The organism is Desulfitobacterium nosdiversum, from assembly GCF_049860565.1.
In the GTDB taxonomy this organism is placed as follows: domain Bacteria; phylum Bacillota; class Desulfitobacteriia; order Desulfitobacteriales; family Desulfitobacteriaceae; genus Desulfitobacterium_A; species Desulfitobacterium_A nosdiversum.
In genome coordinates this window covers 3479570-3495952 of sequence record NZ_CP172056.1, presented here as the reverse complement: position 1 = coordinate 3495952, position 16383 = coordinate 3479570, and the positions used below count along the sequence as shown (strand labels likewise).

16 protein-coding genes are annotated in these 16383 nt (G+C 40.8%); 9 read left to right on the top strand and 7 right to left on the bottom strand.

What is annotated here, in order from left to right; translation table 11 throughout:
- Positions 1-313: 313 nt before the first annotated feature.
- The 3 genes from ACHOLT_RS17035 to ACHOLT_RS17025 form a co-directional block, all read right to left on the bottom strand.
- Entirely contained in the window at positions 314-1741 is a 1428-nt protein-coding gene (locus ACHOLT_RS17035; RefSeq protein WP_425803050.1) for a PQQ-dependent sugar dehydrogenase, read from the bottom strand.
- Between the two features lie 52 nt (positions 1742-1793).
- A complete protein-coding gene (locus ACHOLT_RS17030) occupies positions 1794-1964 on the bottom strand; it encodes an ATP-binding protein (RefSeq protein ID WP_425808119.1) in 171 nt (56 codons plus the stop codon).
- 93 nt (positions 1965-2057) lie between these two features.
- Positions 2058-3185, bottom strand: coding sequence for a M20/M25/M40 family metallo-hydrolase (locus ACHOLT_RS17025; protein WP_425803048.1), 1128 nt, complete (start codon positions 3183-3185; stop codon positions 2058-2060).
- Between the two features lie 286 nt (positions 3186-3471).
- Between ACHOLT_RS17025 and ACHOLT_RS17020 the strand changes: the two genes are divergently transcribed.
- The 7 genes from ACHOLT_RS17020 to ytvI all read left to right on the top strand — a co-directional run bounded on the left by ACHOLT_RS17020 (position 3472) and on the right by ytvI (position 10949).
- The gene (locus ACHOLT_RS17020) at positions 3472-5046 is read left to right on the top strand and encodes an FAD-dependent oxidoreductase (RefSeq protein ID WP_425803046.1); all 1575 of its coding nucleotides are present in this window, start codon (positions 3472-3474) and stop codon (positions 5044-5046) included.
- A 190-nt stretch (positions 5047-5236) separates the two neighbouring features.
- Positions 5237-6127: an ABC transporter ATP-binding protein gene (locus tag ACHOLT_RS17015; RefSeq protein WP_425803044.1), complete on the top strand. Its 891-nt coding sequence runs from the start codon at positions 5237-5239 to the stop codon at positions 6125-6127.
- The gene (locus tag ACHOLT_RS17010; RefSeq protein ID WP_425803042.1) at positions 6124-6921 is read left to right on the top strand and encodes an ABC transporter permease subunit; all 798 of its coding nucleotides are present in this window, start codon (positions 6124-6126) and stop codon (positions 6919-6921) included. Before ACHOLT_RS17015 ends, ACHOLT_RS17010 begins: the two co-directional genes overlap by 4 nt.
- Positions 6922-6959: 38 nt before the next feature.
- The gene (locus tag ACHOLT_RS17005; protein ID WP_425803039.1) at positions 6960-7754 is read left to right on the top strand and encodes an ABC transporter permease subunit; all 795 of its coding nucleotides are present in this window, start codon (positions 6960-6962) and stop codon (positions 7752-7754) included.
- A gap of 607 nt (positions 7755-8361) precedes the next feature.
- The gene (locus tag ACHOLT_RS17000; RefSeq protein ID WP_425803036.1) at positions 8362-8829 is read left to right on the top strand and encodes an MBL fold metallo-hydrolase; all 468 of its coding nucleotides are present in this window, start codon (positions 8362-8364) and stop codon (positions 8827-8829) included.
- 185 nt (positions 8830-9014) lie between these two features.
- A complete protein-coding gene (locus ACHOLT_RS16995; protein ID WP_425803034.1) occupies positions 9015-9557 on the top strand; it encodes a nitroreductase family protein in 543 nt (180 codons plus the stop codon).
- A gap of 288 nt (positions 9558-9845) precedes the next feature.
- Complete coding sequence (ytvI, locus tag ACHOLT_RS16990; protein WP_425803031.1) at positions 9846-10949, top strand: sporulation integral membrane protein YtvI; 1104 nt, start codon at positions 9846-9848, stop codon at positions 10947-10949.
- 169 nt (positions 10950-11118) lie between these two features.
- Here the strand turns inward: ytvI and ACHOLT_RS16985 are convergent, their stop codons facing one another.
- Positions 11119-12789, bottom strand: a complete 1671-nt coding sequence (locus tag ACHOLT_RS16985) for a cell wall-binding repeat-containing protein (RefSeq protein ID WP_425803029.1) — start codon at positions 12787-12789, stop codon at positions 11119-11121.
- Positions 12790-13066: 277 nt separating this feature from the next.
- On the opposite strand from ACHOLT_RS16985, the gene ACHOLT_RS16980 reads away from it, so the two are divergent.
- On the top strand, positions 13067-13462 hold the full coding sequence (locus ACHOLT_RS16980; protein WP_425803027.1) for a (2Fe-2S)-binding protein: 396 nt from the start codon (positions 13067-13069) through the stop codon (positions 13460-13462).
- Positions 13463-13679: 217 nt separating this feature from the next.
- Here the strand turns inward: ACHOLT_RS16980 and ACHOLT_RS16975 are convergent, their stop codons facing one another.
- The gene (locus ACHOLT_RS16975; RefSeq protein ID WP_425803025.1) at positions 13680-14576 is read right to left on the bottom strand and encodes a slipin family protein; all 897 of its coding nucleotides are present in this window, start codon (positions 14574-14576) and stop codon (positions 13680-13682) included.
- A 196-nt stretch (positions 14577-14772) separates the two neighbouring features.
- On the opposite strand from ACHOLT_RS16975, the gene ACHOLT_RS16970 reads away from it, so the two are divergent.
- Complete coding sequence (locus ACHOLT_RS16970; protein ID WP_425803023.1) at positions 14773-15198, top strand: c-type cytochrome; 426 nt, start codon at positions 14773-14775, stop codon at positions 15196-15198.
- Positions 15199-15248: 50 nt separating this feature from the next.
- Here the strand turns inward: ACHOLT_RS16970 and ACHOLT_RS16965 are convergent, their stop codons facing one another.
- Positions 15249-15623 carry a hypothetical protein gene (locus ACHOLT_RS16965; protein WP_425803021.1) on the bottom strand — a complete coding sequence of 125 codons (375 nt, stop codon included), beginning with the start codon at positions 15621-15623 and terminating at the stop codon, positions 15249-15251.
- A 352-nt stretch (positions 15624-15975) separates the two neighbouring features.
- Entirely contained in the window at positions 15976-16110 is a 135-nt protein-coding gene (locus ACHOLT_RS16960; RefSeq protein WP_425803019.1) for a hypothetical protein, read from the bottom strand.
- Positions 16111-16383 lie beyond the last annotated feature (273 nt).

Sequence of the window (16383 nt, the reverse complement as noted above, 5' to 3'; positions counted from 1 at the left end):
GGTGTTCGACCCTCGATATGACAGAATTAGTTATCAACATTCCTTTAAATAGCAGTTTAAGTGCTAAATCTAAAATTTGTTTGATTAAACACCTCCCTGATTCTTGAGATTGAGATTAAATATATAAATCTTTATTATGCAAAAAGGATGCCAACCATGAAATTTAATAAAAGTGCGATTTATAGATGCTTTTTTACTTAACTAATGAAAAAGCTACTTGTTCATTTTAGGATTTTGTCTCCTTATGAACTTTTAAACCAGCTCCTTTAGGCGCGAGTCGGTAATAGAGGCTTATATAATACTGCCCTTTTAATCATGGAACAATTTCGAAAACAGTGCCTTGGTTAAAATCAGCTACTTTCATAGAGCCATAAACCCCTAAATATAGTCTGGTTTGATCCAGATTCGTTCCCAAACACATATAAAAAGCGGATTGTGACCCGAAATTATAATCAGTTTCAATAACACTAAAATCATTGAGTTGACAGTCTGTTCCTACCCTGGTATAAGCTAAGACCCCTCTCACCGGAGACTGAGATTTTTCTTTCCGAGCCAGATCGGTAAACACAACGCTTCCCGTTAAATCGGGGATTCCATTCCCCATATATGGCTGGACTCCTGTAAGTGCAGTTCCTCCAAACTTATCGGGCCGTGGATCTTTATGAAAATAACTGATTAAAGGCTGAAGCCGCCGCACCGAAGTTTTGACTGCTTCATTGTAATAAGCCATTGTTTTCTCAGCTAAAGCCGGATTGGCAGAGCAGCCTCTGACAATCGAAGTAGGAAAAGCACCTTCCCATCCTCGCCAGCCAAAGTTAATAAATTCTTCCTGATCAGGTTCGGATTTCATTAAAGAAGCTTGAATAAGCTGAGTAACCGGTATGGGTTTATAATGAACGAATGAAAAAATCGACTCGACCAGATCCTGTCCGACATTTCCCACATATTTGATACACTGATTATAGAACCATTGAAATGAAATACCGGGGATATTGCGAACCCCTTTGGCAATTACCGTAAGCGTTTCCTGAATAGGTGCGGGAAGTTCATTGAAACGCGTGACTACGAGGGGATTATGGATCAAGGTATTCTTAGCCACATCAATTTCAATTATTTTACCGGCGATTTCCATATCATCCTGGCTTAAATTAAAGGGATCATACCCTGATCCGCCATCTCCGGTTGTTAAAACAAGTTTTCCTGTTTCAGGTGAAAAGTTTAAGCTATTGACACCATTATGATTAAGAAATGGTCTTCTTAAGTTAAGCAATGTCCGCCTTTTTTGAGGTTGACCGTTTGACAGCAAACTCCATTCTTCAACGGTATCAATATGATCATATTGAATTTCTCTATTTATCCACTTTAGGTTTAAGGTTTTGGGGTCACACGGGTTAGGCTTAAAAGATTCTGGAGGGGCACCTGGAAGAGCGCCTGGACCTTGTGTTCCGGCTACTGAATAATGAAGATAAAACAGGCCGTTATAATAAAATTCGGGATGAAACGCTAAACCTATCAATCCCCGTTCATCATAGCCGCGACTAGAAGCACCTAGTTTTATGATCTGCGGGCGAATATCTAAAAAAGTCCCTATAACTCCGTTTCCAATGTAAAAGATCTCTCCTGTCTGGGTTGCAATAAATAATCTTTCGATTGAGTCCCCCGGAAGTATAGCTGTTTTCAATACAGTGGGTAAATTTATCTTACTAACAATGCGTTGCAATCTAACTTTAACTTTTATCAACTAACTTTACCCTCCTTCTTATGTGTATTTGCGAAAAATAATTCCAGCCCCTTTATTTGTAATGTTTGAGTGTTCCAGCCGGCAATTTTTTTTCGGTGAAAACCAGCAAAAAGCTATGGTGTATAAGGTGGTCAATTATTGCCGCGGTTAGTTTCTCAACATAGAAGATGCCATTATATTTGCCGAGTTCCAGGTTGGTTGTGAGTACCTTTATAAATTCTATATACCGGTGATCCTGATAATATGCTCTTGCTGGGTTTTATTTTTATGAAGCTGTAGAGAACTTTTATACCATTGGACCGCTTAAAGAAATTATTCAGGTTGTTTTTGGGTCGCCTGTATGACGGATTAATTCAATTGCCAATTCCGCCGTCTTATAAAGATCTTCTATCTCTATGTACTCCTCCGTTGTATGTATTTTCTGAGTTCCTATTCCTAAGACAGCACATGGAATACCATAGGAGTTATAGTAATTTGCATCGCTTCCACCACCGGTTGCTTTTATAACAGGGTCCCATCCAAGTTTGCGCATTGCGGCCTGAGCGATTGATATCACCGGCATGTCCATAGTAAGTTCATAGGGGTTATACACATTCTGCACCGTTACCTGAGATTTGCCACCCTGTTCATCAACTGATCGCTCGAATATGCCCTTGATTTTTTCTGATATTACTTGAAGCTCGGTTAGATTGTGGCTCCTGGTTTCCCCTTTAATCGCTATGGTTTCCGGCACGATATTTGTGGCAATACCCCCATTGATTGTACCGATGTTTGCCGTAGTTATCTCATTAATTCGGCCGTCAGGAATCTGTGCTAAAGCTTTGGCCGCCAATATAACTGCGTTAAGTCCTTTCTCAGGCTCAATTCCGGCATGTGCCGAGCGCCCAAATACTTTAAATATTAAACTGTTTTCACCGGGAGCTTTATTGATAATCTTTCCGGGGGAACCACTGGAATCGAATACATAGCCCAAATTTGCATGGATTAGTGATCTATCTATATGTTTAGCTCCGGAACTTCCTTCCTCGGCGACGGAAAAGACTACTTGTATTTCACCGTGGGGTATGTCTTGTTCCTTAACATTCCTTAAAGCCTCCAAAATCGAAGCTAACCCGGCTTTGTCATCGCCGCCCAAAACTGTATTTCCGGAAGATCGAATAATTCCATCACTGACAATTGGCTTGACTCCATGACAAGGCTCAACGTTGTCCATGTGGGCCGATAACATAAGTACGGGGGCCTGCGGCAGCGTCGAAGGCAGGGTGGCGATTAGATTGCCACAGTTACCGCCAATAGATTGCCCGGCATTATCTTCTGCAACCTTTAGTCCTATAGCATTGAGTTTAACCTTAAGTACCTCTGCAATTTCCCTCTCAGCGAGGGATGGGCTTGCAATGCGAACCAATTCGAGAAATTCATTTAAAATTCGTTCACGATTGACCAAATTGAGCACTCCTTTTATATAGCATTTTACTTATTATTTCCGAGAGCAGAGTCGTTTAAGCTAAAGTATGGTTAAAGTCCTTCCGATACACTTCAAATAAATAAGAATGTATCAGCAAAACCGAAAGGGTTAGGCCTGCCGCCTAACCCTTTATACGTCTAATTTGTTTAAGCCCTGGTCTGAGATTGTCCCAAATGAAACACCAGACCTTAACATGGATATTTTACTGTTACAGAGTGCAAAATATACTTTAAAGTTATGACCCGATTATATGGAGGAATCAAATATGACTAAAAAGACAGAAGAATATTTTACAAAACCACCTCAATCCTATTGGATGGACTCGACCACAAATATTGATTATTCTGCCTTGGATAAGGATATAAAGGTTGATGTGGCGATTGTCGGTGGCGGTATAACCGGTATCTTATGCGCATATTGGCTCAATAAAAAGGGAGTAAAAACAGCAATTATTGAGGCGGATCGCATTTTACAAGGGACTACCGGGCATACCACTGCAAAAATAACTTCACAACACGGGCTGATATATAATAAGGTACAAAAACAAATAAGCGAAGAATTGGCAAAGCAATATGCAGACGCAAACCAAACCGCAATACAAATGTATGAGTCGATAGCCAAAGAATATAATATTGAATGCGATCTTGTCTCACAATCCGCATATATATATACGCTTGAGGATAAATATGTAGATGATATTGCCAATGAAGCGAATATCGCCTCTTCCCTTGGCATCAAAGCTACATATCTTGATAAAATACCGTTACCCTTTAATATAAAGGCTGCAGTGCGTTTTGATAATCAGGCTCAATTTCATCCTCGCAAATTTCTGTTGGCTCTTGCCGGCAAAATCACCGATAACGGAGTTCAAATATTCGAACAGAGTAGGATTGTAGACATTGAAGATAACGGAGATAATGGAGATTATGTTTTAATGACAGGCAGGGGAACCAAAGTAACAGCACAAAGGGTTATTATAGCCTCTCATTACCCGTTCTACAACAAACATGGAATGTACTTTACGAGAATATATCCGGAGCGGTCATATGTAGTTGCGATCAGGATGAACGAGAACTATCCAGGCGGCATGTATATTACAGCAGAGGAGCCCGGCCGGTCAATCCGCAGCCAAACTTCAGACCAAGGTGAGTTAATATTTGTTGGTGGGGAACATCATAAAACCGGACAGGGAGCAGATACCATCAAGCATTATGAAGCCTTAGCGGATTTCGCAGAGCAAACCTTTACCGTTGAAGATATTCCATATCGATGGTCTACACAGGACTGTATGACTTTGGATGGGTTACCTTATGTAGGCCAGTTCACATCCAATACTCCCGGCTTATATATTGCGACCGGCTTTGCCAAATGGGGAATGACCAATAGTATGGCTTCTTCAATGATATTAAGCGATTTGATCATAGGCGGAAAAAGCCCATGGCAGGATGTTTATAATCCATCAAGAGAAACGATAGGGGCCTCCGCCAAGAATTTTGTTGTTGAAAATCTTAATGTAGCCAATAAGCTCATTGAGGGCAAACTTTCTCCTCTTCCGAAGAATGCTGATATTGGACCGAATGAGGGAAAAACAATTGAAGCTGATGGTCAAAGAGCCGGTGCTTATAAAGATGAACAAGGAACACTGCACATAGTGAATACTACTTGCACCCATATGGGATGTGAATTAAACTGGAATTCCGCCGAGAAATCATGGGATTGCCCATGCCATGGCTCAAGATTCACTTATGAAGGTGATGTAATAGAAGGGCCCGCACTTAAGCCTCTGGATATACACAATGATGTAAATACGATAGAGAAGCTTATTAAAGACGACTATTAAGGGGATTGATATTAAGGATCAATAGCCAGATCGTTATATTTGACGGTCGGGCTATTTTTATAGTTAGAAGGAAAAGACGGCTCAACATTAATAATTGCTGTTTACTTGGGGAAGATTATTTAAGAGTTTGAGTATATTGGCCATATCTTTGCTGAAAGTAGTCTAGGTGTAACATTTGGAGGTAAAGTCAATGAACGTCATCGAAATCAAGAATCTAACAAAAAATTATAACAAGTCAAGGGGTATTATTGATGTGAACCTTGAGGTAGAGGAAGGTGAGATTTTTGGATTTATAGGACCTAATGGAGCAGGAAAATCGACGACCATCAGGACACTGCTAGGACTTATCTATCCCACAAGCGGCAGTGCTGCCATTTTCGGGAAAAACTGCATTGAGCACCCGGAAGTAAAAAAGGAAGTCGGATACTTACCATCCGAGGTGTTTTACTACGATAACATGAGGGTGATCGATCTTCTCAAATATTCCGCTAGCTTCTACGAAAAGGATTGTTCGAACCGGATCAAAGAACTTGCAGAGATAATGGATCTTGACCTGAAAAAGAAAATCGACGACCTATCCTTCGGCAATAAGAAGAAGGTCGGTATTGTTCAGGGGCTACTCCACGAGCCCAAACTCATTATCCTTGATGAGCCGACCAGCGGCCTTGATCCGCTGATGCAGCATAAATTCTTCGGGCTGATCAAGTCAGAGAACCAAAAGGGCGCAACAGTGTTTTTCTCTTCACATATTTTGAGCGAGGTGCAGCGAATGTGCAGCCGCGTTGCCTTCATCAAGGATGGAAAGGTAATTAAACTGGAAAAAATGAGTGATCTGAGGGAAAACAATTATAAGATGATAAAAATTGAAGCTGACAGTCAACTGGACAGGTCTTTTTTCGAAATGCCCGGGGTAAGCAACCTAGAGTTAAAAGGTTTATCGATAAGCTTTCTATTTAAAGGCGATATAAATAGGGTGCTCAGGAAACTTTCGGAGGTAAGCATATCTAATCTTCTGATCGTGGAGCCCGAGCTTGAGGAGATCTTTATGCATTACTATGCAAAGGAGGACTTAAAGCGATGAACATGTATCTTCATGAGCTTAAGTCACTGCGAAAATCAACTTTGATTTGGACGTGTGCCATGATTGCCCTGGCTGCCCTTTATTTTTCGATCTATCCGAGCATCGCAGCCGATGCGGTGGATTTCCAACAATTGCTGAGTGGCTATCCTGCGTCAGTAAGGGCGGCTCTGGGTATTTCAATTGACACGATAACAACACTTCTGGGTTTTTATTCAATGGTATTTTCATTGATTACGCTGTTTGGAGCTATTCAAGCTATGAATCTCGGTGTCTCTATCTTGTCAAAGGAGGCGCGGGAGCGGACAGCGGATTTTCTCCTGGTCAAGCCTGTTTCACGTTCGGCCATTGTCAGCGCGAAGCTTCTGGCGGCAATAACGATGCTTTTCGTCACTAACATTTTCTATTATTTCGCGGTTTCCGTATTTGCCTCTCTTGTGAAAACATCTTACAGTGGTAAGCTGTTCTTCATGATTAATCTGACCCTGTTTTTTATCCAATTAATTTTCCTTGCAATTGGAATGGTCATTTCGGTGTTTTTTGCCCACTTAAAATCCGTACTCCCGATCTCACTTGGCGTTGTTTTCGGGTTTTACATCATTGGAGCACTTATAGCCACAGGCCAGAACTACTCGGAGCGTTTTATCTCTCCTTTTAAATACTTCGACTTTGCCTACATCATAAAAAACGCAAGCTTTGAGGCTCCGTACCTGATCACAGGTGCGGCCATTGTTATTATAGCCATAGCGGCGAGCTATGTTATTTACGCGAAGAAAGATATCCATGCAGTAAGCTGATGCAGCTTCAGGGATGGATTGAATGAGGAGGTCTGATTATGAATATAATCCGGAGGGAATTAAAGGCGAACAGGAAAGCCTTGATCATCTGGAGTGTCTGTATGATTTTGGGGGTTGCCAGCGGCATGGGAAAGTATACGGTTTATTCTGATGGCGGGCAGAACATTGAGATTTTTAAGAAAATGCCGTTTTCGATCAAAGCGCTGCTGGGAATGGGTTCATTTGATGTTACGATGATGAGCGGCTACTTCGCAATGTTGTTTCTTTACATCGAGATCGCAGCCGCCATTCACGCAGTTCTGCTGGGCTCAAATATCATCGCTAAGGAGGAACGCGATAAGACCACCGAATTTCTGATGGCCAAGCCGGTATCACGAACCACAATTATCAGCTCGAAGCTCCTTGCCGCCTTTATAAATATTCTTATCATCAATATTGTAACGTTTGTATCATCAATCATTATGGTTGCTGCTTATAATAAGGGAGCAGATATTTCCCGCGAAATAGGGATGTTTATGCTGAGCATGCTTATTGTTCAACTCATCTTTTTGTCACTGGGTGCGGTAGTGGCGGCATTGATTAGAAATCCTAAAGCTTCGGGTTCTCTTTCAGCAGGGATAATGATGACCTCGTTTGTGATATCAAAAGTGACGGATCTGACGAATAAGCTGAATTTCCTCAACCTTTTTTCGCCCTTTAAGTATTTCAACTATAATGATATCGTAGAAGGCAATGGTCTTAACTATGGCATAGTTATGCTCTCGCTTTTGCTTGCCGCTGCTTTTTTCGCATCAACATATTTCTTTTACAAGAATCGAGACCTTAGCGTTTGATTGTTAAGCTCCAGGCATTCATTAATCGCATCTCGCATCTAACCGTGGTTGTTTGTAATTTATTTTATCCCCCAATATGGAAGGATTTTAAAGAAACCTGTGGAATGCTAGATTAAAGTGTTGTCCTTTCACTATCAAGTCTGTCAAATTGCTTGTATAACAATGACCCGCGAAAAAAACCTCAAGCTGTTTTGTTGTAATCTTGTTAAAAAATGCTCAGGAGTGTGAGTTAGTGGAAAGGTCAAAAAGTATATATCGTAAACTTTTTATAATCAAGGTTCTGCATACAGTAATTTGGGCATTTTATGCTTTCACTATACTGTATATTCTTTATGCGGCAATAACGGACATGATAAATCCTTTGTTTTGGATAGCAGTTGCTTTAGTCTTAGTTGAAGGAACTATCTTACTAATCAACGGGTGGCGGTGCCCCCTTACTCGTCTCGGAGAGAAATATACTGATCAAACCGTCGTTGGATTTGACATCTTTCTTCCGAAGTGGTTGGCTAAAAACAACAAGACTATCTTTACAGCGCTTTTTTTCATAGGTTTAATAATAGCTATATATAGGTTACTTACCTAGTCAGGGTTAACATAATAGTGTTTATTGGCCGTAGATTTATTTTTAACACACTCGGATTATGATCATTCAGGAGGTATTGACCTTTTTCCTAACGCTAAAATATACCTTCCTAAGGCAGAAGAGCAAATGATAACTCGGATTACTCCGAGAAGGTTTTGGATATATAACTGGCCAATAAAAAGAAAGTACGAGATGGTTTCTGATAATGACATAACAAATTTAGGACCAACAAAGGTTCAAGCAATACTAACTCCTGGCCATACTCCAGGATCAACATGTTATTTGATAAATAATAGCATGTTGTTCACTGGCGACAATCTAAGGCTAAATAATGGTAAGGCTCAGCCATTTTCTGCATTACAAAATATGGATACAAAGACTCAAAAGGAGTCACTAAAGAAACTCGCTTTACTAAAAAATGTGGAGATTCTTTGTACAGCTCATAGCGGATATTCAAAAGATTTTGAAGTTTTGATTAAGGGATTAAACTAGGCTTCATTCTATACCTCGTACGAAACGGTTACCAAAACAAGGCCCCTCTAACCGTGGTAATAATCCATCTAGCGATGTTGAGTATATTTTTCCCAAGGGGCTGCGAATTTCAATCAAAGAACCGTATATGGTTGGTAATCCTCAGTCTCATGATAAATAATAGGGGTGTGAACGGGGGAAATAGCATGCTGAATATTCTTTACAGACGGCGTAGTATCCGTCGTTATCGAGATACCGAAGTAGAGCCGGAAAAGATTGATCAATTAGTGCAGGCTGCTTTGTTAAGTCCTTCTTCAAGAGGGCTCAGGCATTTGGAATTTATGGTTTTAGATGACCGGAAGGTTTTAGCCCAACTGGCTCCGGCAAAGCAGGGAGCCGAGCACTTGAAAGGTTCCGCAGCGGCGATTGTTATTTTGGCCGATCCAGCGGTTAGCGATGTCTGGGTGGAAGACGCCTCCATCGCGGCTACAATTATTCATTTAACTGCAGAATCATTGGGTTTGGGCTCGTGTTGGATTCAAATCCGGGAGCGTAAACATTCGGAAGCGGAAACCGCAGAACAGTATGTTCAGAAAGCTTTAGGCATTCCGAGTCATCTTAGGGTGGAGACAATTATTTCTCTTGGATATCCTTCTGAAAATAAGCAGCCCCATACGTATAATGATCTGGACTTTAACAAAGTACATAGGAATCAGTACGGTGAAAAATATCTCTTTAGTCGAGAGTAAGGAGTGTAGCGTACTCCTGAGTCCTGTTGTGTTACGAGGAATCAATTCTTCGCTTTGATTAAGAAGACCTGTTAACGGTAAAAAGCTTAAAGTTTATTATAATCCACAAACTGGTGATAGATTTTACTGTGAGGGTAAAACTAAATGATATATTCGTAATCCGTATAACTTTATTCTCCAAATAAATTATAAAAACCTGACAGACAATAAAGCGATAAAACGATAAGCTCAGCGGTTTAAATATGTTGAGTTTTTATGGGGTAAAGTTACTTTTGTGAGGTGAAAACGTTGAGTATCCAGAAACATCTTCTATGGACAAATGTAAATAAGCTTACGGTGGTAACAATTGGTCTTGTTATGTTGAAAGTCTTTACATACTTTTTCCAAAACTTTTTGCCTGTTTTAGGTGAAGTAATTTCCAGAACGTTTAATGCCTTTTTACCGTTTATTATTGCGCTAATTCTCGCCTTTTTATTAGAACCGCTTATTGTGCATGTGATGCGGGCCATACACATTCGCCGGCCGTATGCAGCTGTACTTACTCTTCTTTTAGCAATTTTCGTATTAAGCTTTTTTGTTTTTTGGATTTTTGCCCGCCTTTATACTGAGTTATCAGAGTTAGCAATCACATTGCCTAATTATAGCTATCTCATGGACTTCGTATCGCGGCAAGTGGATGCTGTGGAAAAGTTTATCAAGATAAATCCTCAAATCCAAAGTACTTTAAATACTTCTTCGGAAACTTTGGCAAGAATGCTTCAAGAATGGGCCAAATCAGGAAGTGTATTTTTACTTGGTCTTCTAACAGCATTACCCCATATATTTATTGTGATGATCGTTTCCCTTGTTGCAACGTTAATGATGAGCTCAAGTTTTCCAAATGTAAAACAGTTTATTGCTAATCTGTTACCACGCCGCTGGCAAGTCAGTGCTAAGGCTGTTGGTCATGATCTGGGAGCGGCCGGCGTGGGATATTTACGGGCTCTAGCCATTCTAATGTCTGTGACAGCAGTTACAACCATTATCGGTTTGCTGCTCATCGGCAATCGGTATGCTGTTACCCTCGGTGTATTTGCAGGATTATTGGATGCAGTACCAATTGTGGGTACGGGCATTTTATTTGGACCTTGGATTGTCGGCCTATTTATAATGGGACTATTCGGAGATGGGTTCAAGGTGATATTCATGTGGGTTATTACTCTTGTGATACGTCAGTTTCTAGAACCTAAGATCATGTCTAAAGGGCTTGGGCTACAACCGCTGCCAACACTAATCTCAATGTATGTAGGGGTGCAGTTATTGGGAATAGGGGGTATTTTGATTGGACCAGCGGTCGTCATTTGTTATGAAGCGTTACTCGAAGCTGGAGTTTTTGGATCTTCTAAAAGTTAATAAGATTTTGGTTTGGAACTGATACTAAAAATGAACCGATAAACTTCTTTATAATTGTTAATTCAAGGAAATCTTAAGCGATTGAGTAAATCTTGAAATATATTTTGGATAACCCTAAAAAGGTCCATGGAACTGTTTTTAATTCCATGGACCTTATATTTATTTTGAACTAGTTCATTACGTGTAAAAAAGTTCGATTTTTATTTACCCATGTTGCGTCTGTCTCAAAATAATTCGGGTCGCTCTTATCTGAGCCGTTCGTAATGCAGACGGTAATCACATAATCATGAGATGATGTTTCGTTAGCTTTTAGCAAACTCCCGGGAATTGTTGTTGCAGTGCCATCTACATACTGAGAATATAGGATTTGTCCGCTAAGTTGATCTTGCAAAATAACTTTATAGGGGGTGGTAAAGTTTGGATCGGCTGGATCCCAAGTGACAGTGACATCATTGCCTTGGGTTATATTTGTAATGTCACCGGCTGCAGGCGAAACAAGGGTAGGCAATTTCTTTGACATATCAATGACATTAAGATTATAGCTGGTTCCCCAGTAAAGATTCCCATTAACGTTGGCACCGACTTTAATTTTATAGCGATGCCCTTCTGTTCCGGCAACCTCAGGTGAGAATGCCCCCCAGTTTTCGATGCGATTTACAAAAGCAACAATACTTCCTGTATTCATATCGATAATCATTAAAGAATATAAACTGGCACCGGGTACGCTTGTCCATTTAATGGTTAATGGAGAATGGGGTGCTCCGCCAACGTAAGGGTTAATCGCTTGAACCGTAGGCGTAGTGATGGTTGGTGCATAGACAAAGCCGTTTTGGATAATTCCACTAATCTTATCAGCGATACTTTGAGAGATTACTCCTGTACCCCCTAAAACAATTACGTTTTGAATACTATTTCGATATTCTTGTAAATAGTTGATGACAACGGAGCTGCTGAACTGTGGATCTACTAATAAAATAGGATCACCATTTTTCGCTGCTAATGCTGCGCCGGCCAATGCATCGGGAAAGGCCTCACCAGTGGCAATATAGAGGTTTTTTGGAGTGGGTTGAAAAACGGAGGCAATGGCGCTTGCGGTTTCATAACGACTATTACCTGCAATTCTTACTCCATGGGGTAATTGACTAAGAACATTATCATCGATTACTCCGGAACCACCGACAATCACGGTATTTGTTACTCCTAAATCATTTAGGGTACTTTTTGTTACTTCAGGGATAGAATGAGTCTGAGTTAGAAGGATAGGCACTTGGTCATGTCCGGCAAACGATGAAATGGCCAATGCATCAGGGAAGTTTTCACCATAAGCTATGACGGCATCCGTATAGCTGCTTCCACTCTGTTGATGCATATATTCGGCAATTTTAGCGGCTGTATCATATCGGTCAGATCCACCAATACGTCGTACATCTTGAGTGTAATTTGATTTGAGAGTTGTTTCGATTTGTTCTGATACAGCTCCATAGGATCCTAATATAAAAATAATTTTAGGATGGAGTTTAGTAAGTTCTGTTTCGGTATCCGGGCTTAAAATGTTCTTATTAGTCAGAAGTATGGGCGCGTTAAATATGTGAGCAAGTGGGGTACCTGCAAGGGCATCCGGGAAATCATCATCCCGAACTAGGACGACTGCATTAGAGTTAGAAGACCAACCGTTATCTGCAATCTGTATGGCCGTCTTTATTCGGTCGGTACCCCCTATACGCGAAGTGCTTAAGGTAGAAGCAGATGCACCGAGCGGATTTAAAAACAGTAAAGGGGTTAAGCTTATTGAAACAGCAAGAAACAATGCTAAATACTTGTAAACCATATTTTTCTTCACTAAACTTTTTCCCTCCTAAATAAAGTGATAGAGCTTCGGAAATTATAGTAACATAAAAACTATAATAAAAGATTTTTGAATTACAAATGTTCAGCATGTAATTTTTGGGAGTTGAATAATTTTTTTGGATTGTTCCAAACAGATAATAAGATCGGATCCTTTTTGCAGGAAATTGAGGATAATTGTAGAATGAATGATGAGATCAAACAACCTTAAGCTGCCTTAATTCTTACACATCAGATGGTTTCTGCATTTAGACATAAGGAAGGAAATAATTATGATTGAACTTTCCGCAAATACAAATATGATTCCGGCTTGTCCAATTTGTCATGGAATTGGACAGAAGGTACGTAAAATAACAGTTGAGCACCAAGTAAAACAAGGCATAAAAGTTGAAGGAGAGCAGTTTTTCTTGTGTAGAACTCCCGAATGCGATGTTGCCTATTACACTCAAGGCGAGGAAACAATTCTTCAAGACCAACTGGTTAATAAGATTTGGTTTAAGAAAGTTCTTCCTCCCTGTCCAATTTGTTATTGTGCGAATGTTACGGAGGAAGAAATCTTATATCATGTGGGTGTAGCTCAATGTTGCTCCACATTGGATGATATAAAGAAACATACGGGTGCCAATACCGGATGTGAATGTCTTACGAAAAACCCTGCCGGTGGCTGATGCTCATCAGTTGTGCAATCGGTGATTGCCAAAGGTCTTTCTATGAGGAAAAATGACTAGGACATCGAAAAACCCAACGATCCATTCGGTTTCACATTATCGAAAGTAAATCATCCGTTGGGGACGTTGGGGGAGGTGGGGAATAGTTAACGTAAATATTAATATAGAAATGAAACGCCCTCCAGCTTAGGAGGACGTTTTATTTTCATCAAACAAGTTATTCTTTGGGAGCATTGACGGTTGAAGCTAAGCTAGCTAAACCGGACACGGTACCTAAACCCATTGTCTCTACTATGGAAGAAGGAACAATGACCATCGCACCTTTTTCTTTGATGCCTTCATACAAAATATTCATTGCCCGTAAATGCAAGGCAACGGGATTATTCTCATAGGATTTGGCCGCTTCAGCGAATTTAGCGGCAATTTCCGTCTCAGCAGTTCCCAGGATTATTCTGGCTCTGCGTTCGCGTTCTGCCTGGGCCTCCCGGCTCATCGCATCTTGTAATCCCGGCGGCAAAACGACATCACGAATCTCAACAGCGTTAACATTAACACCCCATGGCTCGGTCCGCTTATCAATAACCTCTTTGAGCTCCCGATCGATTCTTTCCCTGTCCGAAAGCATCTCCGCTAAATTTGTTCGGCCGATAACATCCCTTAAAGCTGTTTGGGCAGCCCAGAACACTGCATCCTTATATTGCGCAACTTCCAAAGCTGCTTTCTTAGCATCGACAACCGTCCAAAACAACACGGCATCAACGTCAACGGGCACAGTATCTTTTGTCAATGTTTGTTCAGCCTTAAAAGTCGTAGTGATCGTACGGTGGTCAACCCAGTTGCTTACGGAGTCTACTATTGGGATCATAAAAAACACACCGGGTCCAGCTAAATGGCTAAATTCACCAAGACGCAGAATAACAGCTTTCTCCCACTGATTGGCAACTTTCAATCCATAACCCACTAGAATTGCTAAGAAAACACCAATCACTATCCAGCCATACCATCCTGTCATAAACCAAATCAAACCACCGGCGAGCAGAAGGATAAACGCCAAGAACATGGATACAGGACTAGGTCCATGAAAATCAAAATTGGGCACATTTGGATTAATCATTTGAACGGCACCCTACCTTCCTAGTATTTGTTAGTATCCCCAACAATAACGGTACGTAATGTCTTGAAGCATAATTGTTTATAATAGCATAGTGCAAAATAAATACATTTATACCTTAACTTTTGCGGCAGGAATATCTGGAATCCTTAATGTGCACTTTAAACATGAGATCAGCTTAGGGAGGGACCAATTTATTATGCTGAAAAAAACTCTGGTTATCCTTGGCTTATTTTCCTTTATTGTCGTAGGAGGCTGTAACAAACAAGCTCCCGCACCCACCAATCCGTCAGCTAACCCAGTGCCCTCGCAATCCGCTCAAACACCATCTACAACAACGCCTGCTCCACCAAACGGACCCTCAACACCTCCGGTTACCAACCAACCCGCTGCGACCCAAGCCAACGGTTCAGCCCTTTATACCTCGAATTGCGCAGGATGTCATGGAGCCGGAGGAGCGGGCGGCAGCGGACCTGCTATTAACACGGACGAATGGAAAAATAATTCAGGGAAAGTTCAAAGCATTGTCAAAAACGGTAAAGGAAGTATGCCTGGATTTGCAAGTTCTTTAAACGATACTCAGGTTAAAGCGATTGGCGACTATGTCGCATCACTAAAAAAATAGTCGCAGTGGATCAACCTTTTAGATGTTTAAATCTCGCCATTTTGGTTTAGTTATCCCGGATTTTTTTTGTCCGAAAGAAGTTTGTTTATTTCCTGCAAATCTCCTTTTAACTGATTATCTTCAGGGCTAAAACGAAGACGCAGACAAACAAGATCGGGAGGAATAGTACTGCCGTTTTCTTTTGTCATATCAGCAACATATTCACCCCAAGATCTGCGCAAATCACGTGCCTCTGTACCCTTTCCAAATGACCAATTAACTACGCTGCAGAAGAGACTCCCATTCTCCTCATTCGGGATGCCTTCTTCCAAAATTCTTTCCCCCAAAACATCAATTCCGTAACCTTCGTCGTCATCAAAATACCAGATAAAATAAAGCTTTTTATAATATTGGCCCCCTTGGCAGAAGACATTGTTTTCCTGCATATGTACGAATACCTCCAACTTTTCCTGCTTATTTCTAAGTTGTCGCCTAATTTAATGATATCACCTAAAATGCTATGATTAAACCCTAATAACTTCACGTTGTTATATCAGCATAATCAGCAAATTATTCCGGACATATCTACGCTTCTGCATATTAGTCTGCTCATCATAGTTAATGGAGGTCATGTCGCCATTATAAAAGGCTAGACATTAAAGCCTAGCCCTGAACTGTTAAAACCTCCGACGACGGAAAAAGAAAAACGGGAAGAAAAATGGAAAAAAGAATGGATTAAAAAACGGGAAAAACCCAAATCCTCTAAAACGTCCAACCATAAGCTTCGCCCTTTCTTTTTTAGAAGATTACGCCTAATGCAATGAGGATTAAGATCGCAATTGCAATGATTCCTACACCTACGCCTACACCTACGCCGCCACCAACGGGGGGACAACATGCTCCACCAAATCCCATGCCACCCATTCCGAACATACCATTACCTCCTTCAAAAATATTTTTTAGAACAGATTAGAAGACGATTCCCATTGCGATAAGCAGAAGAATGATGACTACTACGATTGCGATACCAGGTAAGAAACGAGGGGTACATACTCCATCAACACCACCAAATGCCATCTAAATTCCTCCTTTGCTCGAAGATAATACAGCTTATGCTTTGTCTATATGATTTGCCACAATATGGTAGGGAGGGAACTGCAAATCATTTACGGATCCAGATGTTACAAGACTTAATCGGCATTTGGA

What these genes read in the sequence shown, in the direction of transcription:
- ACHOLT_RS17020 (WP_425803046.1), top strand. Translation starts at nt 3,472, where the DNA reads ATGACTAAAAAGACAGAAGAATATTTTACAAAACCACCTCAATCCTAT.
- ACHOLT_RS16995 (WP_425803034.1), top strand. Translation starts at nt 9,015, where the DNA reads ATGCTGAATATTCTTTACAGACGGCGTAGTATCCGTCGTTATCGAGAT.
- ACHOLT_RS17015 (WP_425803044.1), top strand. Translation starts at nt 5,237, where the DNA reads ATGAACGTCATCGAAATCAAGAATCTAACAAAAAATTATAACAAGTCA.
- ACHOLT_RS16965 (WP_425803021.1), bottom strand. Translation starts at nt 15,623, where the DNA reads ATGCAGGAAAACAATGTCTTCTGCCAAGGGGGCCAATATTATAAAAAG.
- ACHOLT_RS17005 (WP_425803039.1), top strand. Translation starts at nt 6,960, where the DNA reads ATGAATATAATCCGGAGGGAATTAAAGGCGAACAGGAAAGCCTTGATC.
- ACHOLT_RS16970 (WP_425803023.1), top strand. Translation starts at nt 14,773, where the DNA reads ATGCTGAAAAAAACTCTGGTTATCCTTGGCTTATTTTCCTTTATTGTC.
- ACHOLT_RS16975 (WP_425803025.1), bottom strand. Translation starts at nt 14,576, where the DNA reads ATGATTAATCCAAATGTGCCCAATTTTGATTTTCATGGACCTAGTCCT.
- ACHOLT_RS16980 (WP_425803027.1), top strand. Translation starts at nt 13,067, where the DNA reads ATGATTGAACTTTCCGCAAATACAAATATGATTCCGGCTTGTCCAATT.
- ACHOLT_RS16960 (WP_425803019.1), bottom strand. Translation starts at nt 16,110, where the DNA reads ATGTTCGGAATGGGTGGCATGGGATTTGGTGGAGCATGTTGTCCCCCC.
- ACHOLT_RS17010 (WP_425803042.1), top strand. Translation starts at nt 6,124, where the DNA reads ATGAACATGTATCTTCATGAGCTTAAGTCACTGCGAAAATCAACTTTG.